At 54.3% G+C, this 25,545-nt stretch carries 28 protein-coding genes and 1 other annotated feature; of the genes, 13 read left to right on the top strand and 15 right to left on the bottom strand.

What is annotated here, in order from left to right; translation table 11 throughout:
- Genes oppB through oppF form a run of 4 tightly spaced genes read left to right on the top strand, consistent with a single transcriptional unit; the run spans position 1 to position 3,870 of the window.
- Positions 1-921, top strand: a complete 921-nt coding sequence (gene oppB / locus BN2591_RS02275; RefSeq protein ID WP_016495840.1) for an oligopeptide ABC transporter permease OppB — start codon at positions 1-3, stop codon at positions 919-921.
- A gap of 14 nt (positions 922-935) precedes the next feature.
- Positions 936-1,844 (top strand): oligopeptide ABC transporter permease OppC, encoded by a 909-nt coding sequence (gene oppC / locus BN2591_RS02280; protein ID WP_086868649.1) that lies wholly within the window; start codon positions 936-938, stop codon positions 1,842-1,844.
- A gap of 11 nt (positions 1,845-1,855) precedes the next feature.
- Entirely contained in the window at positions 1,856-2,869 is a 1,014-nt protein-coding gene (gene oppD / locus BN2591_RS02285) for an ABC transporter ATP-binding protein (protein ID WP_045513483.1), read from the top strand.
- The gene (gene oppF / locus BN2591_RS02290; protein WP_016495843.1) at positions 2,866-3,870 is read left to right on the top strand and encodes a murein tripeptide/oligopeptide ABC transporter ATP binding protein OppF; all 1,005 of its coding nucleotides are present in this window, start codon (positions 2,866-2,868) and stop codon (positions 3,868-3,870) included. The genes oppD and oppF overlap by 4 nt, the downstream gene beginning before the upstream one ends.
- A gap of 56 nt (positions 3,871-3,926) precedes the next feature.
- On the opposite strand, the gene BN2591_RS02295 is transcribed toward oppF, so the two are convergent.
- Positions 3,927-4,256, bottom strand: a complete 330-nt coding sequence (locus BN2591_RS02295) for an HI1450 family dsDNA-mimic protein (RefSeq protein ID WP_016495844.1) — start codon at positions 4,254-4,256, stop codon at positions 3,927-3,929.
- A 30-nt stretch (positions 4,257-4,286) separates the two neighbouring features.
- Positions 4,287-5,747, bottom strand: coding sequence for a cardiolipin synthase (gene cls, locus BN2591_RS02300; RefSeq protein WP_016495845.1), 1,461 nt, complete (start codon positions 5,745-5,747; stop codon positions 4,287-4,289).
- 140 nt (positions 5,748-5,887) lie between these two features.
- On the opposite strand from cls, the gene BN2591_RS02305 reads away from it, so the two are divergent.
- The 3 genes from BN2591_RS02305 to BN2591_RS02315 all read left to right on the top strand — a co-directional run bounded on the left by BN2591_RS02305 (position 5,888) and on the right by BN2591_RS02315 (position 7,103).
- Positions 5,888-6,061, top strand: a complete 174-nt coding sequence (locus tag BN2591_RS02305; RefSeq protein WP_017457170.1) for a YciY family protein — start codon at positions 5,888-5,890, stop codon at positions 6,059-6,061.
- A gap of 65 nt (positions 6,062-6,126) precedes the next feature.
- Positions 6,127-6,747, top strand: a complete 621-nt coding sequence (locus BN2591_RS02310) for a LysE family translocator (RefSeq protein ID WP_086868651.1) — start codon at positions 6,127-6,129, stop codon at positions 6,745-6,747.
- 17 nt (positions 6,748-6,764) lie between these two features.
- Positions 6,765-7,103 (top strand): SMR family transporter, encoded by a 339-nt coding sequence (locus BN2591_RS02315; RefSeq protein WP_086868654.1) that lies wholly within the window; start codon positions 6,765-6,767, stop codon positions 7,101-7,103.
- A 178-nt stretch (positions 7,104-7,281) separates the two neighbouring features.
- Here BN2591_RS02315 and BN2591_RS02320 read toward each other — a convergent pair whose 3' ends face one another.
- Positions 7,282-7,578: a YciI family protein gene (locus BN2591_RS02320; protein ID WP_016495849.1), complete on the bottom strand. Its 297-nt coding sequence runs from the start codon at positions 7,576-7,578 to the stop codon at positions 7,282-7,284.
- 221 nt (positions 7,579-7,799) lie between these two features.
- On the opposite strand from BN2591_RS02320, the gene tonB reads away from it, so the two are divergent.
- Positions 7,800-8,519 carry a TonB system transport protein TonB gene (gene tonB / locus BN2591_RS02325; protein ID WP_167372799.1) on the top strand — a complete coding sequence of 240 codons (720 nt, stop codon included), beginning with the start codon at positions 7,800-7,802 and terminating at the stop codon, positions 8,517-8,519.
- Between the two features lie 28 nt (positions 8,520-8,547).
- Here the strand turns inward: tonB and yciA are convergent, their stop codons facing one another.
- The 4 genes from yciA to BN2591_RS02345 form a co-directional block, all read right to left on the bottom strand.
- Positions 8,548-8,946: an acyl-CoA thioester hydrolase YciA gene (yciA, locus tag BN2591_RS02330; RefSeq protein ID WP_086868656.1), complete on the bottom strand. Its 399-nt coding sequence runs from the start codon at positions 8,944-8,946 to the stop codon at positions 8,548-8,550.
- Between the two features lie 100 nt (positions 8,947-9,046).
- Positions 9,047-9,589 (bottom strand): septation protein A, encoded by a 543-nt coding sequence (locus BN2591_RS02335; protein ID WP_016495852.1) that lies wholly within the window; start codon positions 9,587-9,589, stop codon positions 9,047-9,049.
- A 51-nt stretch (positions 9,590-9,640) separates the two neighbouring features.
- Positions 9,641-10,384: a YciC family protein gene (locus tag BN2591_RS02340; protein WP_086868658.1), complete on the bottom strand. Its 744-nt coding sequence runs from the start codon at positions 10,382-10,384 to the stop codon at positions 9,641-9,643.
- 24 nt (positions 10,385-10,408) lie between these two features.
- Positions 10,409-10,813, bottom strand: coding sequence for a YkgJ family cysteine cluster protein (locus BN2591_RS02345; RefSeq protein ID WP_086868661.1), 405 nt, complete (start codon positions 10,811-10,813; stop codon positions 10,409-10,411).
- Positions 10,814-11,094: 281 nt separating this feature from the next.
- On the opposite strand from BN2591_RS02345, the gene ompW reads away from it, so the two are divergent.
- Positions 11,095-11,730, top strand: a complete 636-nt coding sequence (gene ompW / locus BN2591_RS02350) for an outer membrane protein OmpW (protein ID WP_086868663.1) — start codon at positions 11,095-11,097, stop codon at positions 11,728-11,730.
- Positions 11,731-12,025: 295 nt separating this feature from the next.
- Here ompW and BN2591_RS02355 read toward each other — a convergent pair whose 3' ends face one another.
- The 6 genes from BN2591_RS02355 to BN2591_RS02380 form a co-directional block, all read right to left on the bottom strand.
- Positions 12,026-13,267 (bottom strand): chloride channel protein, encoded by a 1,242-nt coding sequence (locus BN2591_RS02355; protein WP_162842148.1) that lies wholly within the window; start codon positions 13,265-13,267, stop codon positions 12,026-12,028.
- Positions 13,268-13,399: 132 nt separating this feature from the next.
- Complete coding sequence (gene trpA, locus BN2591_RS02360) at positions 13,400-14,209, bottom strand: tryptophan synthase subunit alpha (RefSeq protein ID WP_086868665.1); 810 nt, start codon at positions 14,207-14,209, stop codon at positions 13,400-13,402.
- Positions 14,209-15,402 carry a tryptophan synthase subunit beta gene (trpB, locus tag BN2591_RS02365; protein ID WP_086868667.1) on the bottom strand — a complete coding sequence of 398 codons (1,194 nt, stop codon included), beginning with the start codon at positions 15,400-15,402 and terminating at the stop codon, positions 14,209-14,211. Before trpB ends, trpA begins: the two co-directional genes overlap by 1 nt.
- A 12-nt stretch (positions 15,403-15,414) precedes the next feature.
- Positions 15,415-16,773: a bifunctional indole-3-glycerol-phosphate synthase TrpC/phosphoribosylanthranilate isomerase TrpF gene (gene trpCF, locus BN2591_RS02370; RefSeq protein WP_086868669.1), complete on the bottom strand. Its 1,359-nt coding sequence runs from the start codon at positions 16,771-16,773 to the stop codon at positions 15,415-15,417.
- Positions 16,774-16,776: 3 nt separating this feature from the next.
- Entirely contained in the window at positions 16,777-18,372 is a 1,596-nt protein-coding gene (gene trpD, locus BN2591_RS02375) for a bifunctional anthranilate synthase glutamate amidotransferase component TrpG/anthranilate phosphoribosyltransferase TrpD (protein WP_086868670.1), read from the bottom strand.
- Positions 18,372-19,934 carry an anthranilate synthase component 1 gene (locus tag BN2591_RS02380; RefSeq protein WP_086868671.1) on the bottom strand — a complete coding sequence of 521 codons (1,563 nt, stop codon included), beginning with the start codon at positions 19,932-19,934 and terminating at the stop codon, positions 18,372-18,374. Before BN2591_RS02380 ends, trpD begins: the two co-directional genes overlap by 1 nt.
- Before the next feature lie 26 nt (positions 19,935-19,960).
- Positions 19,961-20,055, bottom strand: a sequence feature (Trp leader region).
- 145 nt (positions 20,056-20,200) lie between these two features.
- Here BN2591_RS02380 and rnm point away from each other — a divergent pair.
- The 3 genes from rnm (at position 20,201) to rluB (ending at position 22,704) form a co-directional block, all read left to right on the top strand.
- A complete protein-coding gene (gene rnm, locus BN2591_RS02385) occupies positions 20,201-21,082 on the top strand; it encodes an RNase RNM (protein ID WP_086868672.1) in 882 nt (293 codons plus the stop codon).
- 11 nt (positions 21,083-21,093) lie between these two features.
- The gene (locus tag BN2591_RS02390) at positions 21,094-21,714 is read left to right on the top strand and encodes an L-threonylcarbamoyladenylate synthase (protein ID WP_016495863.1); all 621 of its coding nucleotides are present in this window, start codon (positions 21,094-21,096) and stop codon (positions 21,712-21,714) included.
- 99 nt (positions 21,715-21,813) lie between these two features.
- The gene (gene rluB, locus BN2591_RS02395; RefSeq protein ID WP_086868673.1) at positions 21,814-22,704 is read left to right on the top strand and encodes a 23S rRNA pseudouridine(2605) synthase RluB; all 891 of its coding nucleotides are present in this window, start codon (positions 21,814-21,816) and stop codon (positions 22,702-22,704) included.
- Positions 22,705-22,911: 207 nt separating this feature from the next.
- Here the strand turns inward: rluB and cobO are convergent, their stop codons facing one another.
- Entirely contained in the window at positions 22,912-23,502 is a 591-nt protein-coding gene (gene cobO / locus BN2591_RS02400) for a cob(I)yrinic acid a,c-diamide adenosyltransferase (RefSeq protein WP_086868674.1), read from the bottom strand.
- Entirely contained in the window at positions 23,499-24,254 is a 756-nt protein-coding gene (locus tag BN2591_RS02405; protein WP_086868675.1) for a YciK family oxidoreductase, read from the bottom strand. Before BN2591_RS02405 ends, cobO begins: the two co-directional genes overlap by 4 nt.
- Before the next feature lie 214 nt (positions 24,255-24,468).
- Here BN2591_RS02405 and sohB point away from each other — a divergent pair, with 214 nt between their 5' ends.
- The gene (sohB, locus tag BN2591_RS02410) at positions 24,469-25,515 is read left to right on the top strand and encodes a protease SohB (RefSeq protein WP_086868677.1); all 1,047 of its coding nucleotides are present in this window, start codon (positions 24,469-24,471) and stop codon (positions 25,513-25,515) included.
- Positions 25,516-25,545 lie beyond the last annotated feature (30 nt).

The raw sequence follows: 25,545 nt of genomic DNA on the forward strand, positions 1-25,545 counted from the left end.
ATGTTGAAATTTATCCTACGTCGCTGTCTTGAAGCGATCCCAACACTTTTCATTCTTATTACCATCTCGTTCTTTATGATGCGTCTCGCGCCGGGAAGTCCATTTACCGGTGAACGTGCGCTGGCGCCAGAGGTTATGGCGAATATTGAAGCGAAATATCATTTAAACGACCCGATCACCACGCAATATTTCAGTTATCTGAAACAGCTGGCGCATTTCGATTTCGGGCCATCATTCAAATACAAAGACTACACCGTGAATGACCTGGTAGCGGCAAGCTTCCCGGTTTCTGCAAAATTAGGTGCGGCGGCCTTTATTCTGGCGATTGTCTTTGGCGTTACGGCCGGTGTCGTCGCTGCGCTTAACCAGAATACCCGGTGGGACTATACGGTGATGGGGCTGGCAATGACCGGGGTCGTTATCCCGAGCTTCGTTGTTGCGCCATTATTGGTGATGATCTTCGCCATCGTGCTGAAGTGGCTGCCCGCGGGCGGCTGGAATGGCGGAGCACTGAAATTCATGATCCTGCCGATGGTGGCGTTGTCACTGGCTTATATTGCCAGCATCGCGCGTATCACTCGCGGTTCGATGATTGAAGTTCTGCACTCAAACTTTATTCGCACTGCGCGTGCCAAAGGTTTACCGATGCGCCGGATCATTTTCCGTCATGCGCTCAAACCCGCACTGCTTCCAGTGCTCTCCTATATGGGCCCGGCGTTTGTCGGCATCATTACCGGTTCCATGGTTATCGAGACCATTTATGGTCTGCCGGGTATCGGCCAGCTGTTCGTTAATGGCGCGCTGAACCGTGACTATTCGCTGGTGCTGAGCCTGACCATCCTGGTTGGCACGCTGACCATTCTGTTTAACGCGATTGTTGATGTGCTGTATGCCGTTATCGATCCGAAGATCCGTTATTAATACTGGAGTTCGCCATGATGTTAAGTAAGAAAAACAGCGAGGCGCTGGAAAACTTCAGTGAGAAACTTGAAGTCGAAGGACGAAGCCTGTGGCAGGACGCGCGCCGTCGCTTTATGCATAACCGTGCTGCGGTGGCGAGTCTGATCGTATTACTGCTAATAGCCCTGTTTGTGACATTAGCACCGATGCTGTCGCAGTTTAGCTATTTCGATACCGACTGGGGCATGATGTCCAGCCAGCCGGATATGGAGTCCGGTCACTATTTTGGTACTGACTCTTCCGGTCGCGACCTGCTGGTGCGTGTGGCGATCGGCGGGCGTATCTCGCTGATGGTGGGTATCGCTGCCGCGCTGGTGGCCGTTATCCTGGGGACGCTGTACGGTTCACTCTCCGGTTACCTGGGCGGTAAAACAGACTCGGTGATGATGCGTTTGCTGGAGATCCTCAACTCCTTCCCGTTTATGTTCTTCGTGATCCTGCTGGTGACATTCTTTGGGCAAAACATTCTGCTCATCTTTGTTGCTATCGGTATGGTTTCCTGGCTCGATATGGCGCGTATTGTGCGCGGCCAGACCTTAAGCCTGAAACGTAAAGAGTTTATCGAAGCGGCGCAGGTGGGCGGAGTTTCTACCGCCAATATCGTTGTGCGCCACATAGTGCCAAACGTGCTGGGCGTGGTGGTGGTGTATGCCTCACTGCTGGTGCCAAGCATGATCCTGTTCGAGTCCTTCCTGAGCTTCCTCGGTCTGGGCACCCAGGAACCGCTGAGCAGCTGGGGCGCGCTGTTAAGCGACGGTGCGAACTCAATGGAAGTGTCGCCGTGGTTGCTGCTGTTCCCGGCAGGTTTCCTGGTTATCACTTTGTTCTGTTTTAACTTTATCGGCGATGGCCTGCGTGATGCCCTCGATCCGAAAGACCGTTAAGGAGTGCTGTTATGAGCATAACTGAAACCTCATTCGCGTCGGCGACGCAGCAGCAATCCAATCTCCTGCTGGACGTGAAAGATCTGCGTGTTACCTTCCAGACCCCGGATGGCGATGTCACCGCGGTGAATGACCTGAACTTCTCGCTGCGTGCCGGTGAAACACTGGGTATCGTGGGTGAATCGGGTTCCGGTAAATCCCAGACAGCGTTTGCGCTGATGGGGTTACTGGCGGCGAACGGGCGCATTGGCGGCTCGGCGACGTTCAACGGCAAAGAGATCCTTAACCTGCCGGAGCAGGCGCTGAACAAACTGCGCGCCGAGCAGATCTCGATGATTTTCCAGGACCCGATGACTTCGCTGAACCCGTATATGCGCGTGGGTGAGCAGTTGATGGAAGTCCTGATGTTGCACAAAGGCATGAACAAAGCGGAAGCATTTGAAGAGTCCGTCAAAATGCTCGACGCAGTAAAAATGCCGGAAGCGCGTAAACGCATGCGCATGTATCCGCACGAGTTTTCCGGCGGTATGCGCCAACGCGTGATGATCGCAATGGCGTTATTGTGCCGGCCAAAACTGCTGATTGCCGATGAGCCGACTACCGCGCTGGACGTGACTGTTCAGGCGCAGATCATGACCCTGTTGAATGAGCTGAAACGCGAATTCAACACCGCAATCATTATGATCACCCATGACCTGGGTGTTGTCGCCGGTATCTGTGACAAAGTGCTGGTGATGTACGCTGGCCGTACCATGGAGTATGGCAAAGCGCGTGATGTGTTCTATCAGCCATCGCATCCGTACTCGATCGGCCTGCTGAACGCGGTACCGCGCCTCGACACGGAGGGCGAAGCGTTGTTGACCATTCCGGGCAACCCGCCGAACCTGCTGCGTCTGCCGAAAGGCTGCCCGTTCCAGCCGCGCTGCCCGCACGCGATGGAAATCTGTAACAGTGCTCCACCGCTGGAGGAGTTTGCCCCGGGCCGTTTGCGCGCCTGCTTTAAATCGGTGGAGGAACTGGTATGAATACCGCGATTGATGAGAGAAAAGTGCTGCTGGAAATCGCCGATTTGAAGGTGCATTTCGACATCAAAGATGGCAAGCAGTGGTTCTGGCAACCGCCGAAAACCCTGAAAGCGGTTGATGGCGTCACGCTGCGTCTGTACGAAGGGGAAACCCTCGGCGTGGTGGGCGAATCCGGTTGCGGTAAGTCGACTTTTGCTCGCGCCATTATTGGTCTGGTGAAAGCCACCGACGGAAAAGTGGCCTGGCTGGGTAAAGATCTGCTGGGAATGAAGCAGGAAGAGTGGCGCGACGTCCGCAGTGATATCCAGATGATTTTCCAGGATCCGCTGGCATCACTGAACCCACGTATGACCATCGGTGAAATCATCGCCGAACCGCTGCGCACCTATCATCCGAAAATGTCGCGCCAGGAAGTGCGCGACCGCGTTAAGACGATGATGATGAAAGTGGGGCTGCTGCCGAACCTGATAAACCGCTATCCGCATGAATTCTCCGGTGGTCAGTGTCAGCGTATCGGTATTGCCCGCGCGCTGATCCTCGAACCGAAACTGATTATTTGTGATGAACCGGTTTCCGCGCTGGATGTGTCAATCCAGGCGCAGGTCGTTAACCTGCTGCAACAACTGCAACGTGAAATGGGGCTTTCGCTGATCTTTATCGCCCACGACCTGGCGGTGGTGAAGCATATCTCCGACCGTGTGCTGGTAATGTACCTCGGTCATGCTGTAGAGCTTGGCACTTATGACGAGGTGTACCAGAACCCGCTGCATCCGTATACCAAAGCGCTGATGTCGGCGGTGCCGGTTCCGGACCCGGATCGGGAAAAGAACAAGACGATACAGCTGCTGGAAGGGGATTTGCCGTCACCAATCAACCCGCCATCGGGCTGCGTGTTCCGTACTCGCTGCCCGATTGCCGGGCCTGAATGTGCACAGACGCGTCCGGTGCTCGAGGGTAGCTTCCGTCATGCGGTCTCTTGTCTGAAAGTCGACCCGCTATAATCCACGCATAAAAAAGGGCTGACAACTGTCAGCCCTTTTTTGTTCTCTTTCTGCGCTTATTCGCGCCAGAGAATATGGCAAAGTTTGTGATCTTTTTCGCGGCACAGTAAGACGCGTGCGAAGATGTCATTGATTTCGCCGCCATCGGTATCCGCAAGGCCAATGACTACCTCAGCGAAGAAGTCCGGGTTTAAATCGTAATCCACATGTTCCTGCCAGTCTTCGCCCGGATCGAACAACTCAGCGCCGCCACGCTCTTCAAACTGTAAGTTGAAAAGAATGATGTCCGCCGGGTCGAGATTGTCCGCTGCCAGTTCGAGGAAGATGTCGTAAGCCTGCTCAAGGGTTTCGTCTTCGGTCAGGCGATTATTCAGATCCATTTCCATGATTACCTCTTCACGTCTGTTGGGCACGTTTTACAGCAACGGACTGAAGAAGTAAAACAGTCGTTCAGCAATGCGGTGCCAGAACGGCCGTTTTACCCACAAACGGGCATCAAGTAAGCGGGAGCGGGAGATGTAATCATCCTGCACGGCCGCCAGATCGCCACCAAAACCAGCATCGTCAATCACCAGCGTAATTTCGAAATTCAGCCACAGGCTACGCATATCCAGATTCACGGTACCGATGAGACTCAGTTCGCCATCAACTAGCACGCTTTTGGTATGCAGCAAACCGCCTTCGAACTGGTAAATTTTTACGCCTGCGGCCAGCAACTCGCCAAAAAAGGCCCGGCTGGCCCAGCCGACCAGCAGCGAATCGTTTTTACGCGGCAGAATAATACTCACGTCCACACCGCGCTGCGCTGCCGTACAAATCGCATGCAGCAGGTCGTCGCTGGGCACGAAATAGGGCGTGGTCATAATTAAATATTCGCGTGATGCGTAGACGGCGGTTAGCAGTGCCTGGTGGATCAGATCTTCCGGAAACCCTGGTCCGGAAGCAATGGTATGAATGGTGTGCCCGCTGGCCTCCTCAAAAGGCATGATGTTGGCATCAGGTGGCGGGGGAAGAATGCGTTTTCCGGTTTCTATTTCCCAGTCGCAAGAGTAGACAATCCCCATTGCCGTGGCGATTGGACCTTCCATCCGTGCCATTAAATCGACCCACTGACCGACGCCAGCATCTTGCTTAAAGAAACGCGGATCGACCAGATTCATGCTGCCGGTGTAGGCGATGTAATTATCAATCAACACGATTTTTCGATGCTGGCGTAAATCCATGCGGCGCAGGAAAACACGCATCAAATTCACTTTCAGCGCCTCGACCACTTCAATACCGGCGTTTCGCATCATGGTTGCCCACGGGCTGCGGAAAAAGGCAACGCTGCCGGCAGAATCCAGCAACAAGCGACAGTGCACGCCGCGGCGCGCTGCGGCCATTAACGATTCGGCCACCTGATCCGCCATTCCGCCAGGTTGCCAGATGTAGAACACCATCTCGATATTGTGGCGGGCGAGCTGAATGTCACGGATCAATGCCTGCATCACATCATCGGTCGAGGTGAGTAACTGCAACTGGTTGCCCTTAACCCCGGCAATCCCCTGGCGTCGCTCGCAGAGCTTGAAAAGCGATGACGCCACGCCGCTGTTTTCTGTCGCAAAAATATGTTTGAAATTTTTTAGATCATTCAGCCATTTTGCGGTGGAAGGCCACATAGCGCGGGCGCGCTCGGCGCGACGTTTTCCAAGGTGCAGTTCACCAAGGGAAAGATAGGCGATGATCCCAACCAGCGGCAGGATGTAAATAATCAATAACCACGCCATGGCAGAGGTGACCGCGCGGCGTTTCATCAATATGCGCAGTGTTACACCAGCAATCAGTAGCCAGTAACCTAAGACAATCAGCCAACTCATTACCGTGTAAAAAGCGGACATAGATAAAAATCCTTTTAAAAAAACGTATTTCATGAGTGTACGCATCCGCATTCATCTGGCAAATAAAAACGCTGAAAAGCGCTGGCCTGGCGAAGTTGACGGACTATAATGGCGTTTCTGTTAAGTTTTGAGTTGTAAAAATGAAGCGTAGTCGAACGGAAGTGGGGCGCTGGCGTATGCTGCGGCAGATGAGCCGCCGTAAAGCACGCTGGCTGGAAGCGCAATCACGTCGCAATATGCGCATCCACGCCATCAGGAAATGTGGCGTAAACCGTCATCGTAATGTGCTGTTATTCGCTATTTACGATCTTTAAAATCCGGGCACCGAACAGGTGCCCGCGATCGTTTCTGGGCTTAATGCTAAAGAGGGAATTGCCGTATGTCGGTAATGGATAGTCTGCTGGCTTTTACCTTCGCCGCCACGCTTTTGACATTAACACCGGGGCTGGACACGGCGCTGATACTGCGCACCGCGACAGTTGAAGGGCGCAAAGAGGCGTTTAAAGCACAGATGGGAATCAACACCGGTTGCCTTATCTGGGGCGCAATGGTGGCATTTGGCCTGGGCGCGCTGATCGCCGTGTCTGAACTGGCGTACAACATCCTCAAATATTGCGGTGCCGCCTATTTATGCTGGTTGGGTCTGAATATGTTGCTGCGCCCGCGCCGATCGTTTGTTTCAGTAGCTACAAGCGAAACAAAATCGCAGAACTGGTTTATCAAAGGGATGTTCGGCAATGTGCTTAACCCGAAAGTGGGCATTTTTTATGTCTCATTTTTGCCGCAGTTTATCCCGCAGGGACAACCGCCGATCGCATGGACGTTTGGCCTGGTTTTTATTCATCTTTTCCTGGGCACCTTCTGGTCGACGCTGTTGATTACTGCCACGCGCCCATTAGCGTCATTCCTGCGTAAAGAAAAAGTCATACGCTGGATGGATCGGTGTACGGGCATGGTCTTTTTGCTGTTTGCCGCCCGTCTGGCGCTCAGTAAACGTTAAATTGTCCGGTAACCTATATGAATAAAGAAGCCTTTATTTTTCTCAGTATCGCCATTGTGATGGAAGTTATTGCCACCACGGCGCTGAAATCTTCCGACAGCTTTACCCGTTTGTTACCCGCTATTATCAGCATCGCCGGGTATTGCATTGCATTCTGGTGTCTGACAATTACTATGCGCACTCTTCCTACCGGGGTGATTTATGCCATCTGGTCAGGTGCGGGTATTGTGCTGATAGGTCTTGCTGGCTGGCTGGTTCACGGGCAAAAACTGGATATGCCGGCAATCATGGGGATGGGGTTAATTATCGCCGGGGTGGTGATTATTAATCTTTTTTCCAAAAGCATTGGGCATTAAATAATAAAATGCCAGACCTCAGCGATCAGCCTGTTGATATATATTTCGCAACAGGTGGGTGTTTGCGCTAATACGCCGCGATTTGCGTAGGCGCTGAACCCACCAGCAGGATGTGAAGTGTCGCCTGGTTCTGAACCACCAGTAACGAAAAAGACCCGCCGGGGCGGGTCTTTTCTTTTTAGAATACTTTCTTGAACGGCTTCACCGTTACGTTCTGATAAACCCCGGCAGCGACGTAAGGATCGGCTTCTGCCCAGGACTTCGCCGCTTCCAGCGATTCAAACTCAGCAATCACCGTCGAGCCAGTGAAACCCGCAGCCCCTGGATCGTTGCTGTCGACAGCCGGCATTGGGCCAGCAGTCAGCAGGCGGCCTTCATCGTGCAGCAGTTGCAGTCTTGCCAGATGGGCAGGGCGCACGGACAAACGTTTTTCGAGCGAGTCAGCAATATCTTCAGCAAAAATAACGTACAGCACGGGCAGAACTCCTTACAGAATAAGAAAGCCATACCCTATGTGAAAGGTGAAACGACTGCAATGTAAAGATGGCCGAGGCAGTAACATCCATGCAAACTATGCGGCTTTTTTATCCATTTACCCGACTAAATCACCCGCGCATACGTTGGCTTGTTGAATATGATTGCTATTTGCATTTAAAATCTAGCTCTGGATTTTTAACTGACACGATTATGACTTCAATGACTCTTGATTTACCTCGCCGCTTTCCCTGGCCAACGCTATTGTCCGTCGGTATTCACGGCGCCGTCGTGGCGGGTCTGCTCTATACATCGGTACATCAGGTCGTTGAACTTCCTGCGCCCGCGCAGCCTATTACGGTAACGATGGTTTCGCCTGCCGATCTGGAGCCTCCCCAGGTTGCTCAACCGCCGGAGCCGGTGGCTGAACCGGAACCCGAGCCGGAACCCGTTCCTGAGCCACCGAAAGAAGCGCCAGTGGTGATTGAAAAACCCAAACCGCAGCCAAAACCTAAGCCAAAACCGAAACCGGAGAAAAAGATCGAGCAGCCGAAGCGCGAAGTGAAACCGGTAACGCCGCAACCGGCCTCGCCGTTCCAGAATAACGCGCCCGCGCGTCCGGTCGCGAATCCGACGCCGTCGGCGGCAACCCAGCCAGCGCCAGCGGTTCCAGCCGGCCCGCGTGCGCTGAGCCGCAATCAGCCGCAGTATCCGGCTCGCGCACAAGCGCTGCGTATTGAAGGCCGGGTAAAAGTGAAGTTTGATGTCACCGCTGATGGCCGCGTTGAGAACGTTGAAGTATTGTCGGCGCAACCAGCGAATATGTTTGAGCGCGAAGTAAAAGCGGCAATGCGAAAATGGCGTTATGAGTCCGGGAAACCGGGTTCGGGATTAATTGTGAATATTGTGTTCCGCCTGAATGGCGGCGCTTCAATGGAATAAAAAAAGCCTCCGCAAGGAGGCTTTTTTCTTAGTCCTGCGGTAGCGGGCGTGGTTTACCTTCGTTATCCACGGCGACGTAAATAAACAGCGCTTCCGTGGCTTTATAACGCTGACCAATTGGCTCGGATGAGACCTTCTTCACCCACACTTCAATATTAATGGTCACTGAGGTGTTGCCTCGTTTAACGCAGCGTGCATAACAGCACACCACGTCGCCCACCGCGACCGGGCGAAGAAAAGTCATGCCGTCAACGCGCACCGTCACCACGCGACCATGCGCAATTTCCTTGGCTTGTATTGCCCCGCCAATATCCATTTGTGACATTAACCAGCCGCCGAAAATATCGCCGTTGGCATTGGTGTCTGCTGGCATTGCTAATGTGCGTAAAACAAGCTCTCCCTGGGGAGTGTCCTGAGGGGTTGTCATTGTTATCTCTTCTGCTATGAGGGATTTATGGCGGGATGCTACTACGAATGCGGGGCGTTCGGAAAGAAAAAAGCCAGGCGCGCTGGCCTGGCTTTTAGTCTCAGGATTTGTCGTCCTGCGCGGGCATATGGCGGTAGATATAAACACCGCTTAACACGGTGAAGAGTAGCGTCAGGGCGGTTAAGCCAAACACTTTGAAATTCACCCAGATATTTTGCGGCAGCCAGAAGGCAATGTAGATGTTCGCCAGACCACACAAAATAAAAAACAGAGCCCAGGCGATGTTCAGTTTGCCCCAAACGGCCTCCGGCAGCGCGATCTCTTTGCCAAGCATGCGCTGGATCAGCGGCTTTTTCATGACCCACTGGCTGAAGAGCAGCGCGGCAGCGAACAGGGCGTAAATCACCGTCACCTTCCATTTGATAAACTCATCGTTATGGAAGAAAAGGGTCAGCCCGCCGAATACGGCGACCAGCACAAAAGTAATCAGCGCCATCTTTTCTACTTTGCGATAACGCACCCAGCTGTAAATCAGCACGATAGCGGTCGCGATAATCAGCGCCGTGGTCGCCGCATAGATATCGTACAGTTTGTAAAAGGCGAAAAAGACCACCAACGGCAGAAAATCAAGAAACTGCTTCATTCTACGATTCCATCATAAGGGGGTGCCCGCAGGCGCGGGCAACCGGAACAATCACGAACGCATCAACATATAGAGGCGGAACAGATAAACCAGCAGCGCCGCTGAAATCAGGTTGCTCAGCGTATTGGCAATGACTTCGCCTCCTTCCACAGTGAATACCGCAAAGTTATGTGCGAACAGCAGCAGTAATGTTTTCGCCAGCAACCAACCTATCACCGCCGGCGCGACAAGACGCATATTCGCCCAGGCAAGGCGCATGCTGTTACGCATGGCAGCAAAAATCCCTGTTTTATCCTGCACCAGTATCACCGGGGCGAAAGCGAGCAGGATCGCTAGAATGACGCCCGGGACAATCACGAACATAATGCCGATTTGCACGATAAACGTGGTCAGCAGGATGAGTAAAAATAGCTTCGGCAACAGTGGCGCACTGGCACCAATCGCCCGCAAGGCGCTAATGCGCTGACCCGCAGAAATCATCTGGATCATCAGCAGTACGCCACCAACGAGAATGGCATTGCCAACAAGGCCGGAAAATGTCGACGCTGCAGAGGCGCGCAGCAGCACTCGTTGCTGCTCCGGCGTCATATTCTGCACCAGTTCAAACAACCCGACGCTGCCTGCAAGATTATCCCCTTCACTTAGAATGGAGAGTTGCTCATCACTGGGTTTAAAGGCGCTCCCAAGCAAGAACGTGATAAACGCACAAAGCAACGCAATCAGAAGAATAGTAACGAACTGATTACGAAAAAAATTCCCCGTGTCACGGTAAACGGACTTCGCCGTGATAGACATGCACTCTCCTTGAGTATAGCGGTGTTAAATTGCGGGCAATTGTACCCCGAATACACGCTCAGTGGCAGCATCGCTGCTTGTATGGAAAAGCATATCTTTGTAAAGAGGCGCTAAACCGTAGCGCGCGCGAGCACGATCGCAGGCTTCATTGACCTTTCCGTCTTCGCCGGACATCGCAAATTCCCGGCAGGGCGACGGTCTGTTCTCATAAATACTGCAACTGGCCGACTCGCCTGGCGTACCTTGTAACGCCGTGCAGCGGCTCTGCTTTTGGTTGGTTCCGCTCATACAGCGCAGAAAGGGGGTTAGCGGCTCGGTGAGATGAGCCGGGACAGGGCCGCCAGCGTCATCCGCTTCAGCCCAATAGAAAGAGACTCGAAAATACGCACAACAGGCTCCGCACGACATGCACGGATTCATATCACTCATAGCGCACCTGCACTTAACGACGCATCAACATAAATTGTCAGGCCAATAAATTATCGCTGCTGCAGAATGAGCACAAGATGGACGAACAGGTATTTTTTTAACCATCTCACAAAGCGAAAATTGATTTAAATACAAAAGTTAATGAGTGTAACGAGCAGTGAAAATTAACCCAGATCAATGAATGTTAAATTACGGGGTTAAGTGTGATCTGTGTTGGATCACTTTGTACTCAGTTATAGGTATATTCACGGCGCGATAAAAACCTTAAACATGGAGTGGATATGAAGAAGTTAGCCGTGGCAGCATTGATCCTGAGTAGTCTTTCGACAGGGGTATACGCGCATGAAGCTGGCGAGTTTTTCATTCGAGCCGGTTCTGCGACGGTACGTCCGACGGAAGGTTCTGATAACGTTTTAGGCGCTCTGGGCAGTTTTAATGTCAGCAATAACACCCAACTTGGCGTTACGATGAGCTGGATGGCGACCGACAACATCGGCGTTGAATTACTCGCCGCGACGCCGTTTCGCCACCGCGTTGGCACCGGTCCAACCGGCGACATCGCTACTGTGCACCATTTGCCGCCGACATTAATGGCGCAGTGGTATTTCGGTGATTCACAGAGCAAACTGCGCCCGTACCTTGGGGCAGGGGTAAACTACACCACTTTCTTTGATGAGAAATTTAACGATACCGGGAAAGCGGCCGGGCTGTCGGATTTGAGCCTGAAAGACTCTTGGGGCGTGGCGGGACAAGCCGGTGTGGATTACTTAATCAACCGCAACTGGCTGATTAATATGTCAGTCTGGTGGATGGATATCGATACGGATGTGCGTTTTAAAGCCAATGGTGAGCAACAAAGCGTACATACTCGCCTGGATCCGTGGGTGTTTATGTTCTCTGCTGGCTACCGGTTTTAAGCGTATTGTGGAAACTGGTTTCCCGATAACCAGTTTCCACGCATTTCTACGCCCTATCACCAGCCTATTTAACCGCTTCCAACACCATCACGCTACGCACATCAGACCCAGAGAGCTCCGCAAGCAATCCTGTGCGTCTTAAGCAACGAAACGCAGAGACAATATTGCGAGGCCGAAAATTAGATGACGCATTACGAATGCCAACCTGTCGCACGCTTTCGCACCGCTATCGGCGTATTCGTGACAAAGCCCGCTGGCACATCATCCCGCGCCATAAACGAACGCCCCGAACGCGCTACTCGCAATAGCGGCAGGTCATATACGCACCCGCTACACAGAGGGTCAACGGCACAAAAAAACTGAAATCCATGCCGGTGAATTCCATCAAAAGCACAATGGCGGTGAGTGGCATTTGCATGGATGAGGCGAGAAAAGCCGCGCTGCCAGTCAGGGCGAATTCCGCCATACTGCCATCGGGGAAAAATTGCCCCACCAGCAGGAACATCAACGCGCCCAGCAGGGCTCCGATCGCCAGCCCTGGCGTGAGCAGGCCACCTTCGGCTCCGCTACGCAGTACCATCCAGATACTCAGCACTTTCAACCCGATCAACATTGCCGCCAGCGGCAGCGTAACGCCTCCGCCGAAACTCAGTTGTACCGGTCCGCGGCCATTGCCTGGTAATTGTGGAAACCAGATAGCGAGCAAGCCGAGGCAGGCAAAAGCGATAAAACAGAAGACTGGCATCTGCCAGTTGCTTTTCACCTGCGCCCGCGCGCTTTTTGTCATCCGCCGGAACAGACTGGCGGCATAGCCGAACAACGGGCCGGACAGGGTCGCCCAGATAATCAAAGAGAGGGGCGCTGTGGGAGCGGTAAAGAGATACTGTCGCTCGTTGCCCAGCACCAGCGACGCCACAAATGCGGCAAGCGCGCAGGTAACAATGGCGGCAATGACCGCATCCCAACTTATCGTGACCAGCAGAACCTCAAGGGTGAAAATCGCGCCCGCCAGCGGGACGTTATACACCGCCGCCAGCCCGGCACCTGCGCCGCAGGCGATCAATAGTCTGGTCTCTTGTGCATTTAATCCAATATGCCTTGCAACTCTTTTGCCAAACAGAGCGCCGACTTCACGCGGGGCGCTTTCCCGCCCGAGCGGTGAGCCCATCGCTACGGTGACAACTTGCAACAACGCATGGGTTAAGGTGGTGAAAGCGGGCATCGGGCGTTGAACATCTTTTAGCGCAGCGACCACGCTAACGCGTTTTTTTGCATAGCGCGCCAGCAGCCACCAGCCCCAGCCTGCCACCACACCCGCAGCAGTAAGAGAAGCAAAACGGCGCAGGGCGCTGGCATCCGTTACGCCCTGCAGAAAGGGGGCGCCACCAATCAGCGATTGCTGGCTATAACCGAAAGCGAGGTGCTGGATGGCATGCAGCAGAAGGGCAATCAACATGCCCACCGCACCGGAAAGTAACCCGGTCAGCAGCAGGGCCAGCCAGCGACGTTGCCAGCCAGAATCAGGGATCTCACGCATGGTGTTTTTATCGGCATCCTAAATTTTCGGATTATTATTCCACAGAAAAGATGAACCTTTTAACAATGCGCCAGGAAAACGGGGAGATAAACAGGAAAGAGCACCGCCTGCATCAACAGGCGGTGCGGGAGGTTAACGCGGTAAAGTAGCGCCTTTCAGGCTCTGCACAAAGGCTTTCAGTTCAGCCAGCATTGCCGTCGGGTTGGCGAGATTTTTCTCGATGATTTTCACAATCGCTGAACCGGAAATCGCCCCGGCGGCGCCCGCTTCTACGGCTGCGCTAACCTGATCTGGTGCGGAAATACCGAAGCCCTGCAGCGCAGGCGCAGCGTGATACTCGGTAAGTTTTTCCACCAGATGGTGCAGTGGCAGCGCCGCACGGTTTTCCGCGCCTGTTACCCCGGCGCGCGAAAGCAGATAGGTATACCCCCGGCCATAAGAGGCAATCTGGCGCAGCAAATCGTCGTCCGCGTTTGGCGGGCAAATAAAGATAGGCGCGATATTGTGGCGCAACGCCGCCTGGCGGAACGGTGCGGACTCTTCAATCGGCACATCTGCCACCAGCACGGAATCAACGCCGACTTTTGCACACTGGGCATAGAATTCGTCAATACCCCGGCTGAAAACCAGGTTGGCATACATCAGCAAGCCAATAGGGATTGTCGGGTGCTTCTGGCGAATGGCCGCCAGCATTTCGAAGCATTGTGACGGTGTCACTCCAGCAGCAAAAGCGCGCAGCGTGGCGTTCTGAATGGTCGGGCCGTCAGCCAGCGGATCGGAAAACGGGATCCCCAGTTCCAGCGCATCCGCGCCCGCTTCAATCAGCGTATCAATGATTTTTAGCGACTGTTCCGGGGAGGGATCGCCCAGCGTGACGAAGGGAACGAATGCACCTTCTTTGCGCGCGTTTAGCTGTTTGAATAAATTGTCATAGCGTTCCATCAGATTTCCCCTCGCGCTTTCAGGATGTCATGTACGGTAAAAATGTCTTTGTCGCCGCGCCCGGAAAGGTTCACCACCAGCAACTGCTCTTTGTCCGGGTTCTCGCGCATCATTTTTAGCGCATGGGCGAGGGCGTGCGAGGATTCCAGCGCCGGAATGATGCCTTCATGACGGCACAGGGTTTTGAATGCGTCCAGCGCTTCGTCATCGGTGATGGAAACATAGTCGGCACGCCCGGTACTGTTGAGGTAGGCATGCTGCGGCCCAACAGACGGGAAATCGAGACCTGCAGAGATGGAGTAAGACTCTTCAATCTGGCCTTCATCTGTCTGCATCATCGGTGACTTCATGCCAAAATAGATGCCCACGCGGCCATGTTTCAGCGGTGCGCCGTGCTCGCCAGTTTCAATACCGTGACCTGCCGGTTCCACACCAATCAGGCCGACCGAGGTTTCGTCGATAAAGTCGGCAAACATACCGATCGCGTTAGAACCACCGCCCACGCAGGCGATAACGGCATCCGGCAGACGCCCCTCTTTTTCGAGGATCTGCGCTTTGGTCTCTTCGCCGATCATGCGCTGGAATTCGCGAACAATGGTCGGGAAAGGGTGCGGACCCGCCGCCGTTCCCAGCATATAGTGCGCGGTTTCATAGCTACCAGACCAGTCGCGCAGCGCCTCGTTACAGGCATCTTTCAGCGTGGCGGAGCCGCTATGTACCGGGATCACTTCCGCACCCATTAAGCGCATGCGGAACACGTTAGGTGACTGGCGCTCCACATCTTTCGCGCCCATATAAATGCGACATTTCAGCCCAAGCAGGGCGCTCGCCAGCGCCGAGGCCACGCCATGCTGACCCGCCCCCGTTTCGGCGATAATTTCGGTTTTGCCCATGCGTTTTGCCAGCAGCGCCTGACCCAGCACCTGGTTGGTTTTGTGCGCGCCGCCGTGCAGCAAATCTTCACGCTTGAGGTAAAGCGTGGTGCGCGTGCCGGCGGTAATGTTCTGGCATTTGGTCAGCGCGGTCGGGCGTCCGGCGTAGTTTTTCAGCAGGTCGTTAAATTGTTGCTGAAACTCGGCATCACTCTGTGCGCTGACAAAGGCTTCTTCGAGCTGGCGCAGCGCCGGCATCAGGATTTGCGGAACGAACATTCCGCCAAACTCGCCAAAATAGGGATTCAGTAGTGTCGTCATTATCTTCTTTCCTTAATAAGCGCGTAGTGTGCGGAAAACCGAGGCCAGTTTGCTGGCATCTTTGATACCCGGCTCCGACTCCACGCCTGAATTAAAATCGAGTCCGGCACAGCCGGTTTTCGCCGCCTGCACGCAATTGTCTGCGCTCAGGCCTCCGGCCAGAATCACGTTATCCAGTGGCTCGCCTGCCAGTAGGGACCAGTCAAAACGTTTGCCGCTGCCGCCCTGGCCGTTATCAAACACGTATTTATCGACGTGCCGGAAGCGCCGCTCGGGCAGGCTGTCGCCAACGCTGAGCGCTTTCCAGATTTGCGTCTTCGCTGGCAGACGCTCGCGCAGCGTATCGATATAGGCCTGATCTTCATCGCCATGCAGTTGGACGGCAACCAGATCCAGCGCGATAACGTTAGCCACTACCTCTTCTGGATCTGCATTGCGGAACACCCCGACATATTGCAGCGGTGCGGCCTGTTTCACCGCTTGCGCTTGCGCTTGCGTTACGGCGCGCGGAGAACTGGCAACGAAGATCAAGCCACCGTAAATGGCACCGGCCTGATGTGCTGCCTGCGCATCTTCCGGGCGGGTCAGCCCGCAGACTTTGTTTTCACCCAGCAAAACGCGTTTCACCGCCGCATCAAGATCGTCATGGGACATCAGCGCGGAACCAATCAGAAACCCATTGGCAAAATGGCTGAGTTCACGCACCTGGGCATAAGTGTTGATGCCAGATTCGCTGATAACTGTCACACCTGTGCCAAGGCGCGGTGCGAGTTCACGGGTGCGGTTCAAATCGATGGAAAGGTCGCGCAGGTCACGGTTGTTGATGCCGACCACTTTCGCTTCCAGCGCGATAGCGCGTTGCAATTCCTCTTCATTACTGACTTCCGTCAGCACGCCCATATTCAGGCTATGCGCGACAGCGGCAAGCTGGCGATACTGCTCATCGTCGAGTACCGAAAGCATCAGCAGGCACGCGTCTGCCTGGTAGTGACGCGCCAGGTAAATCTGATAAGCGTCAATAATAAAGTCTTTGCACAGGATTGGCTGCGGCGCGATGCCGCTGACAATCGGCAGAAAATCAAAACTGCCCTGGAAATATTTTTCATCCGTCAACACGGAAATCGCCGACGCATGATTTTTGTAGATAGCTGCAATGCGTGCCGGGTCAAAATCATTGCGGATCACGCCCTTGGAGGGCGAGGCTTTTTTGCACTCCAGAATGAACGCTGTCCGCGCACCTTGCAGGGCATCGTAGAAGCGACGCGTGCTTGGCACGACATCGTTCTGAAAACTGGCCAGCGGTTGTTGCTCCTTGCGCGCCGCTACCCATACGGCTTTGTCGGCGACGATTTTCGCTAAAACGGTCTGCATTTTTTATCCTCTTGCCGCAAGTGCGGTGACTTTGTCGTAGGCTGCTCCGCTGTGCAGCACATCCAGAACTTTTTGCGCATTAGCCTGTAAATCCTCATCACCGTGCAGACGCATCAACATGGCGACATTGGCGGCGACGGCGGCTTCATGTGCGGCCTCACCTTTACCCTGGAGTAAGCGTGTCAGAATGTCACGGTTTTCTTCCGGTGTACCGCCCGCCAGTGCCTCCTGATGGTACGGCGTCAGGCCAAAATCGGCAGCGGTGAGTTGGTAACTTTTGATTTCGCCATCGTGCAATTCAGCAACCAGTGTAGGTGCATGCAGTGATACTTCGTCCATGCCGCCGCTATGCACGACCGCCGCACGCTGATAACCGAGTACGCGCAGGGTTTCGGCAATCGGCAGCACCAGCTCCGGGCTGTAGACGCCGATCAGCGCCAGCGGCGGATGCGCCGGGTTAATCAACGGGCCGAGCACGTTGAACAGGGTTCGGGTTTTCAACTGCTGGCGTACCGGCATTGCGTGGCGAAAACCGGTGTGATACTTCGGTGCAAACAGGAAACAGACACCCAGCTCATCCAGCGCGGTACGCGATTTATCGGCATTCATGTCCAGATTGATACCAAATGCCGCCAGCAAATCCGAAGATCCGGAACGGCTCGAAACGCTGCGATTGCCGTGTTTGGCGACTTTCAGCCCGCACGCAGCGGCGACAAATGCGCTGGCGGTGGAAATATTGATGCTGTTGCTGCCGTCGCCACCCGTGCCGACAATATCGGCAAAAGCATAGTCCGGGCGCGGGAACGGCGCGGCATTCTCCAGCAGTGCGGTGGCGGCTCCGGCGATCTCATTGGGATGCTCACCGCGAATTTTCATACTCACCAGTGCGGCCGCCAGTTGTTCCGGCTTCAGCTCGCCGCGTACCACCGCAGAGAAAAGCTGGTGGCTCTCCTGCTGGCTGAGCGTTTGCGCCTGATAGAGTTTTTCCAGAATCGGTTGCAGGGTATTCGTCTGCTCCAGTTTTTGCAGCGCCCAGGCCAGGGTTTGCTCCAGCAAACGTGCGCCTTGCGTGGTTAAAATCGACTCCGGGTGGAACTGGAAACCACACACGCGATCGGCGTCGTGACGTACCGCCATCACCATGCCGTTAAAGTGGGCATTGATGGTTAATCCTGCCGGGATGTTACTGCCCACCAGCGAGTGGTAACGCGCAACGGGAAGCGGGTTGCTTAAGCCCGCGAACATGGCCTGGCCATCGTGTTCGATACTTGAGGCTTTACCATGCAGGATTTCACCCGCCTGGCCGACGTAGCCGCCATAGGCTTCAACAATCGCCTGGTGACCGAGGCAGATGCCGATAATCGGTAACTTGCCGCGCATCCGCGTAAGCAGTTCCGGCATGCAGCCCGCTTCAGAAGGTGCCCCCGGGCCAGGTGAAAGCATCAGCACCGGGTTTTGCATCGTCTGAAGGCGGTCAATCAAGGTCTGCGCCGGAACATGGTTACGGTAAATCACCACGTTATGTCCGCTCGCACGCAGCTGATCCGCCAGGTTGTAAGTAAAGGAATCGATATTATCAAGCAGCAGAATGTCAGCCATCAGAAAGTCTCCTGAGCGTGGTGTGCGGTGGCGATAGCGCGCAGAACCGCGCGGGCTTTATTACGGGTTTCATCGGCTTCAGATTGCGGAACGGAATCCAGCACTACACCAGCGCCTGCCTGTACCGTTGCCACGCCATCCTCCACCCACGCAGAACGAATCACGATGCAGGTATCCAGATCGCCATGCGCAGTGAAATAACCCACCGCACCGCCGTAACTACCGCGGCGCGCGCCCTCCGCTTTAGCAATTAACTGCATTGCACGCACTTTCGGCGCACCGCTCAGGGTGCCCATGTTCATGCAGGCGCGGTAGGCGTGCAGAACATCAAGATCCTGACGCAGTTCACCCACCACGCGTGAAACCAGGTGCATGACGTAAGAGTAGCGATCGACTTTGGTCAAATCGGCGACATAGCGGCTGCCGGGTGTGCAGATGCGCGCCAGATCATTGCGCGCCAGATCCACCAGCATTAAGTGTTCTGACAGCTCTTTGTGGTCGGTACGCATCTCCAGCTCAATGCGGCTGTCAAGATCGCGATCCAGCGAACCATCCGCGCGGCGTCCCCGTGGACGTGTGCCGGCAATAGGGTAGATCTCAATCTGGCGGTTGCTGGCGTCGTATTTCAGCGAGCTTTCCGGGGAGGCTCCGAACAGGGTGAAATCGTTATCCTGCATGAAGAACATGTACGGGCTGGGATTGCTCTTTTTTAACACTTCATAAGCAGCCAGCGGCGAAGGGCAAGGTAGGGTGAAGCGGCGAGAAGGCACCACCTGGAAAATCTCGCCCGCGCGAATCGCTTTTTGCATGTCGCGAACCACTGCGCCGTACTCTTCATCACTCTGGTTGCAGTCGCAGCGCATATGTTCAACTTTCTCGACCGGCAACGGCTCGGCGGGCCGATCCAACTGCTGGCGCAGGGTGTCGATGCGCTGAAGCAGGCGGTCTTTTTCCTGTGCGGAAGGGGTAAATAAGCTGGCCTGGATACGCGTTTGCTGTTTCTGGTGGTCGATCACCAGTAAGGTTTCGGCGAGATAAAAGCAGTAGTCCGGGCAACGGCGATCGTGCGTCAGCTGCGGTAAGTCTTCAAAACCGGCCACCAGGTCATACGCGAACAAGCCGCCAAAAAACATGGCTTCGCGTTCATCGGCAGGGACATCGACCAGGTTTTGTAACAAGCGAAAAGCATCAAACACGGAAAGCGAGCAGAGACGTGCATCTTCGTCCAGCAGGCTGCTGACCGGCGGGAACCGCAGTTCGCGACCTTCGGGCAGCAGGGTGTTTTCAACACCGGCCGGAAGGGCGTTATCCAGCAGCACCAGCAGTGCGGCGCCATTTTCAGTTAATGCTGTAATGGTGACAGTGTCACCCAGCGCGGTGATACGCAATGCGCTATCAACCAGCAACAGGCTTTTTAAGTCGCTTTTACTGTCTATATCTGCTGATTCCAGTAGCAACGTTGCCGGGCGGGTGGCGCACAATTGATGGAACAGCGCCGTCGGGTTACTGCGGTAGCTGGCGTTGCTGGTCAGCAGTTCGAGTGCTGGTTTTTGCGTTTGCATAGTCGCTCTCATTATTTATTTTGTTCAAAAAAAAGCCCGCTGGATGAGCGGGCCTGGTATCGGTATGCTGAATGCGCACGTGATCTCACAGCCCTTGTCAGGGAGTGCGCCACCAGCGAGTAACAGAGAAATGTGCATTCATGTTTGCGATACCTTGTTGTGTGAACTTGCGTACTAGTTAACTGGTTCAGGAAAAGAAAGTCAACCTCGAATTCAGAAAATATTCTCTGGACTGTATGATAGGCGACAAACCGACGTCCTGATGAATTAGCGGAGCCGCTTTGAGCGACACGAATTACGCCATTATTTACGATCTTCACAGCCATACGACGGCCTCTGATGGTCTGCTTTCCCCCGAACAACTGGTGCATCGCGCGATTGAAATGCGCGTCGGTACGCTGGCAATAACCGACCACGATACCACCGATGCCATTCCTGTTGCCCGTGCGGAAATTGTCCGCGCCGGGCTGGATTTACAGCTTATCAGCGGTGTGGAGATCTCCACCGTCTGGGAAAATCACGAAATACATATTGTTGGTCTGAATATTGATATTGACCACCCGGCGATGCGCACTTTTTTGCAGGCGCAATCTGAACGCCGGGTTCAGCGGGCGAAGCTGATTGCTGAACGTTTAGAAAAAGCGCACATTCCCGGTGCGTGGGAAGGCGCTCAACGGCTGGCTCAGGGGGCGAACGTAACGCGCGGGCACTTTGCCCGTTTCCTGGTGGAACAGGGCAAAGCGAGCAATATTGCCGATGTGTTTAAAAAGTATCTTGCACGGGGGAAAACGGGATACGTTCCTCCCCAGTGGTGTACAATAGAACAAGCTATTGATGTGATTCATCATTCTGGCGGAACGGCAGTAATGGCCCATCCTGGTCGCTATAACCTTTCTGCTAAATGGCTGAAAAGACTGCTGGCGTATTTTGCACAGTGCGGCGGTGAGGCGATGGAAGTCGCCCAATGCCAGCAGGCTCCCAACGAGCGAACGCAGCTCGCCGCGTATGCCCGTCAGTTTGGTTTACTGGCGTCGCAAGGGTCGGATTTCCATCAGCCTTGCCCATGGATTGAACTGGGGCGCAAACTCTGGCTTCCGGCCGGCGTTGATGGCGTATGGCTGAAATGGGAGCAGCCGCAACAGAACTGAGAGAGGGAAGTATGAGTCAATTTTTTTATATTCATCCGGAAAACCCCCAGCCGCGTTTGATTAACCAGGCGGTAGAAATTGTGCGTAAAGGCGGCGTCATCGTGTATCCCACCGATTCCGGTTATGCGTTGGGCTGCAAAATTGAAGACAAGGGGGCGATGGAGCGTATTTGCCGCATTCGCCACCTGCCGGATGGCCACAACTTCACGCTGATGTGCCGTGATTTATCGGAACTGTCGACCTATGCTTTTGTCGATAATGTGGCCTTTCGCCTGATTAAAAATAATACGCCTGGCAATTACACGTTTATCCTGAAAGGTACAAAAGAGGTGCCGCGCCGTTTATTACAGGAAAAACGTAAAACGATTGGTCTGCGCGTGCCGTCAAACCCGATTGCGCTGGCGCTGCTGGAAACGCTCAACGAGCCGATGCTTTCCACCTCGTTAATGCTGCCCGGCAGTGATTTTACCGAATCCGATCCGGATGAAATTAAAGATCGGCTGGAAAAAGTGGTGGATTTAATTATCCACGGTGGCTATCTCGGTCAACAACCAACGACGGTGGTGGATTTAACTGAATCAACACCGGAGGTTATTCGCGAAGGGGTTGGCGACGTTAAGCCTTTCTTATAGTGGCGCAAGCCGCTATACTACGCGGCCATTTCAGCAGCGGCTTCGCCGACCTGATGACCCTATTCGACGCCTGTGAAGGCGACACCTGAAGGAAGCTCTATGAGCGAGAAACTACAAAAAGTGCTGGCGCGAGCTGGCCACGGTTCCCGCCGTGAAATCGAATCTATTATTGAGGCTGGCCGCGTAAGCGTGGACGGCAAAATCGCCACGCTGGGCGATCGCGTGGAAGTGACGCCGGGTCTGAAAATTCGCATCGATGGTCACCTCATTTCGGTGAAAGAGTCCGTGGAGCAGATCTGCCGCGTGCTGGCGTACTACAAACCGGAAGGTGAACTCTGTACGCGTAACGATCCGGAAGGGCGCCCGACTGTTTTTGATCGTCTGCCGAAACTGCGCGGTGCGCGCTGGATCGCGGTAGGTCGCCTCGACGTTAATACTTGCGGCCTGTTGCTGTTTACCACCGATGGTGAACTGGCGAACCGCCTGATGCACCCGAGCCGTGAAGTTGAGCGTGAATACGCCGTCCGAGTCTTTGGCGAAGTCGATGACGCGAAATTGCGCGATCTGTCGCGTGGTGTGCAGCTGGAAGATGGCCCGGCGGCGTTCAAAACCATCAAGTTCAGCGGGGGCGAAGGCATTAACCAGTGGTACAACGTCACCCTGACTGAAGGGCGTAACCGTGAAGTGCGTCGCCTGTGGGAAGCGGTTGGCGTACAGGTCAGCCGCCTGATCCGCGTACGTTACGGTGATATTCCGCTGCCAAAAGGCTTGCCGCGCGGCGGCTGGACGGAGCTGGATTTAGCACAAACCAACTACCTGCGTGAGCTGGTGGGACTGGACGCGGAAACGCAATCCAAAGTGGCCGTGGAGAAGGATCGCCGTCGCATGAAAGCGAACCAGATCCGTCGTGCGGTGAAACGCCACAGCCAACCGGCTGGCAAGTCCGGTGGAGGTCGTCGTCCCGGCAGTTCACGTAATAAAAACGACTGATTTTTATAAAGAATAAGAGAAAAGGGGCGAAAGCCCCTTTTTTGTTGCGAGCCGAAAACCCTTGCCAGCGGATGTGGATCTGATTTGGTTCAACCTGATCGCTTGCGTGAAATCTCACCTGTTGTCAGACGTTGCTTGTTAAAATTTCCGGCTCGGCTTGCTGAGACAAAAAAGCTCCGCTTTCGATGACCGAAGGCTTACATTGCGTCAGTAGTCTATACCTTGTTGTGCTTTCACTCCCGCCTCAAAAGCGTGTTTCACCGGGCGTAATTCACTGACAGTATCTGCCAGGTCAAGAATATCGCGGTGGCAGCCGCGTCCGGTGATTATGACCGTCTGGTTTGCCGGGCGTTTGCGTAACGCCTCCAGTACCGTTTCCAGCGGCAGGTAATCATAAGCCACCATATAGGTCAGTTCATCCAATAGCACCATATCAAGCGCAGGATCGGCCAGCATTTGTTCGGCATGTTGCCAGACCTCCAGGCATGCGGCAGTGTCGCTTTCGCGGTTTTGTGTATCCCAGGTAAAACCGGTTGCCATCACCTGGAATTCCACGCCCAGTGGCTCCAGCAGGTTGCGTTCGCCATTCGGCCACGTCCCTTTGATAAACTGAATCGCGCCCACTTTTTTTCCATGGCCGACGGCGCGTGTTGCAGTACCGAACGCGGCGGTGGTTTTCCCTTTGCCGTTCCCGGTAAAGACAATAATGATCCCGCGTTCATCCTGCGCGGCGGCGACGCGCGCATCGACACGCTCTTTTACGCGCTGCTGGCGCTGCTGATAGCGTTCTTCGCTCATTGTGAAATTCCTGGTTTGCGCCCCGGTTGGGCATCAAAACTCATCCCGGTTTTACGGCGGCTGTCATCGCCCATCAGCCACAGGTAAAGCGGCATAATATCGGCGGGGGTTTTCAATTTATCTGGATCTTCGGTCGGAAAGGCGCTGGCACGCATTTTGGTGCGCGTACCGCCAGGGTTAATACAGTTGACCCGCACACGGTTTTGATACTCTTCGGCCAGTACCTGCATCATCCCTTCGGTGGCAAATTTCGACACAGCGTAAGCGCCCCAGTTGGCACGTCCCTGGCGTCCAACGCTCGAGGAGGTGAAAACCAGAGAGCCGCAGTCCGATTTAAGTAATAAAGGAAGAAGCGCCTGAGTGAGATAAAAGGTGGCATTAACGTTGACTTGCATCACCTCGTTCCAGACGGAGGGAACCTGCTCGCTCATTGGCGCGACATCCCCGAGCAAACCGGCATTATGTAATACACCGTCCAGGCGCGGCACGGTCGCCGCAATGGCATCGGCCAGTTGCTGGCACATTTCCGGGGTGCAATTTGCCATATCGAGGGTAAACCACTGTGCGCGCTGGCCTTCTTGTTCAACCTCGCGCGCAACTTGCTGTAATTTCGCTTCGTTTCGGCCCAGTAAAATGAGGCTCGCGCCGTGGCGGGCGTAGGTCAGCGCCGCTTCTTTACCGATGCCGTCGCTGGCACCGGTCACCAGAATAATGCGATCGTTTAACAAATCGCGTTGTGGCTGATAATACACACTCTCTCCTCAGGCCAGGGCCTGTTATCGCCTTCACATGTTGGCTTTATGCCTTAAACAGAGGGCTATTTCAATCAGCCTGCGGGAAGGTTACGCGACCTTTACGAAAAAATTCAGCAACATGGCACATTGTACCAATGGCTTACGCGAGACGTGCCAGCATCGCTCATGTACACTGGTGCGATTGTCGAGTGGTGTAATCGAGGTGGTATGCATGGAATTACTGTCTGAGTATGGCCTGTTTCTGGCCAAAATCGCGACTGTGGTCGTGGCGATAGCTGTTGTAGCCGTGCTGATTGTTAATTTGACACAGCGCAAACGCCAGCGGGGAGAGCTGAAAGTCACCCGTTTGAGTGAGCAATATAAAGAGATGCAAGAGGAGATGTCAGTCTCCTTGCTGGATGAGCACCAACAGAAACGTTGGCACAAAGCGCAGAAGAAAAAACTGAAGCTGGAAGCGAAAGCGGCAAAAGCGAAGGCGAAGGACAGTGAACAGCAAGAAAAAGGCACACCGCGTGCCTATGTGCTCGATTTTAAAGGCAGCATGGACGCGGGCGAAGTCAACGCATTACGTGAAGAGATAACCGCAGTGCTGGCAGTGGCAACACCGCAGGATCAAGTTGTAGTGCGTCTTGAAAGCCCGGGAGGCGTGGTACATGGTTACGGTCTTGCCGCTTCCCAGTTACAACGTCTGCGTGATAAGCATATTCCATTGACTATCGCTGTCGACAAAGTGGCTGCCAGCGGCGGCTATATGATGGCTTGTGTGGCCGATAAAATTGTCGCAGCACCGTTCGCAATTATTGGTTCTATCGGCGTGGTAGCGCAGATCCCCAACTTTAACCGCTTCCTCAAAGGCAAAGAGATCGACATTGAGCTGCACACGGCGGGTCAGTTTAAACGTACTCTGACACTGCTTGGCGAAAACACGGAAGAAGGGCGGCAGAAATTTCGCGAGAGCCTGAACGAAACTCACGATCTGTTTAAAGGTTTTGTTCACCAGATGCGGCCTGAACTGGATATTGAAAGCGTGGCGACGGGCGAGCACTGGTACGGCTCCCAGGCGCTTGATAAAGGGTTGATTGACGCCATTGGCACTAGCGACGATCTGTTACTGGGTCTTATCGAAGATCACGAAGTGATTGGCGTGCGTTATCAGCAACGTAAAAAACTGATGGAGCGGTTTACGGGCAGTGCGATGGAAAGCATCGATCACTTGTTGATGCGCTGGTGGCAGCGCGGGCAAAAACCGATGATGTAAAAAACGCGAGGCTCAGGCCTCGCGTTTTCT

This window comes from Kosakonia pseudosacchari (assembly GCF_900184035.1).
Classification (GTDB): Bacteria; Pseudomonadota; Gammaproteobacteria; order Enterobacterales; family Enterobacteriaceae; genus Kosakonia; species Kosakonia pseudosacchari.

Coding starts and splice junctions, on each gene's coding strand:
- oppB (WP_016495840.1), top strand. CDS start 1: ATGTTGAAATTTATCCTACGTCGCTGTCTTGAAGCGATCCCAACACTT.
- oppC (WP_086868649.1), top strand. CDS start 936: ATGATGTTAAGTAAGAAAAACAGCGAGGCGCTGGAAAACTTCAGTGAG.
- oppD (WP_045513483.1), top strand. CDS start 1,856: ATGAGCATAACTGAAACCTCATTCGCGTCGGCGACGCAGCAGCAATCC.
- oppF (WP_016495843.1), top strand. CDS start 2,866: ATGAATACCGCGATTGATGAGAGAAAAGTGCTGCTGGAAATCGCCGAT.
- BN2591_RS02295 (WP_016495844.1), bottom strand. CDS start 4,256: ATGGAAATGGATCTGAATAATCGCCTGACCGAAGACGAAACCCTTGAG.
- cls (WP_016495845.1), bottom strand. CDS start 5,747: ATGTCCGCTTTTTACACGGTAATGAGTTGGCTGATTGTCTTAGGTTAC.
- BN2591_RS02305 (WP_017457170.1), top strand. CDS start 5,888: ATGAAGCGTAGTCGAACGGAAGTGGGGCGCTGGCGTATGCTGCGGCAG.
- BN2591_RS02310 (WP_086868651.1), top strand. CDS start 6,127: ATGTCGGTAATGGATAGTCTGCTGGCTTTTACCTTCGCCGCCACGCTT.
- BN2591_RS02315 (WP_086868654.1), top strand. CDS start 6,765: ATGAATAAAGAAGCCTTTATTTTTCTCAGTATCGCCATTGTGATGGAA.
- tonB (WP_167372799.1), top strand. CDS start 7,800: ATGACTCTTGATTTACCTCGCCGCTTTCCCTGGCCAACGCTATTGTCC.
- yciA (WP_086868656.1), bottom strand. CDS start 8,946: ATGACAACCCCTCAGGACACTCCCCAGGGAGAGCTTGTTTTACGCACA.
- BN2591_RS02335 (WP_016495852.1), bottom strand. CDS start 9,589: ATGAAGCAGTTTCTTGATTTTCTGCCGTTGGTGGTCTTTTTCGCCTTT.
- BN2591_RS02340 (WP_086868658.1), bottom strand. CDS start 10,384: ATGTCTATCACGGCGAAGTCCGTTTACCGTGACACGGGGAATTTTTTT.
- BN2591_RS02345 (WP_086868661.1), bottom strand. CDS start 10,813: ATGAGTGATATGAATCCGTGCATGTCGTGCGGAGCCTGTTGTGCGTAT.
- ompW (WP_086868663.1), top strand. CDS start 11,095: ATGAAGAAGTTAGCCGTGGCAGCATTGATCCTGAGTAGTCTTTCGACA.
- BN2591_RS02355 (WP_162842148.1), bottom strand. CDS start 13,267: ATGCGTGAGATCCCTGATTCTGGCTGGCAACGTCGCTGGCTGGCCCTG.
- trpA (WP_086868665.1), bottom strand. CDS start 14,209: ATGGAACGCTATGACAATTTATTCAAACAGCTAAACGCGCGCAAAGAA.
- trpB (WP_086868667.1), bottom strand. CDS start 15,402: ATGACGACACTACTGAATCCCTATTTTGGCGAGTTTGGCGGAATGTTC.
- trpCF (WP_086868669.1), bottom strand. CDS start 16,773: ATGCAGACCGTTTTAGCGAAAATCGTCGCCGACAAAGCCGTATGGGTA.
- trpD (WP_086868670.1), bottom strand. CDS start 18,372: ATGGCTGACATTCTGCTGCTTGATAATATCGATTCCTTTACTTACAAC.
- BN2591_RS02380 (WP_086868671.1), bottom strand. CDS start 19,934: ATGCAAACGCAAAAACCAGCACTCGAACTGCTGACCAGCAACGCCAGC.
- BN2591_RS02390 (WP_016495863.1), top strand. CDS start 21,094: ATGAGTCAATTTTTTTATATTCATCCGGAAAACCCCCAGCCGCGTTTG.
- rluB (WP_086868673.1), top strand. CDS start 21,814: ATGAGCGAGAAACTACAAAAAGTGCTGGCGCGAGCTGGCCACGGTTCC.
- cobO (WP_086868674.1), bottom strand. CDS start 23,502: ATGAGCGAAGAACGCTATCAGCAGCGCCAGCAGCGCGTAAAAGAGCGT.
- sohB (WP_086868677.1), top strand. CDS start 24,469: ATGGAATTACTGTCTGAGTATGGCCTGTTTCTGGCCAAAATCGCGACT.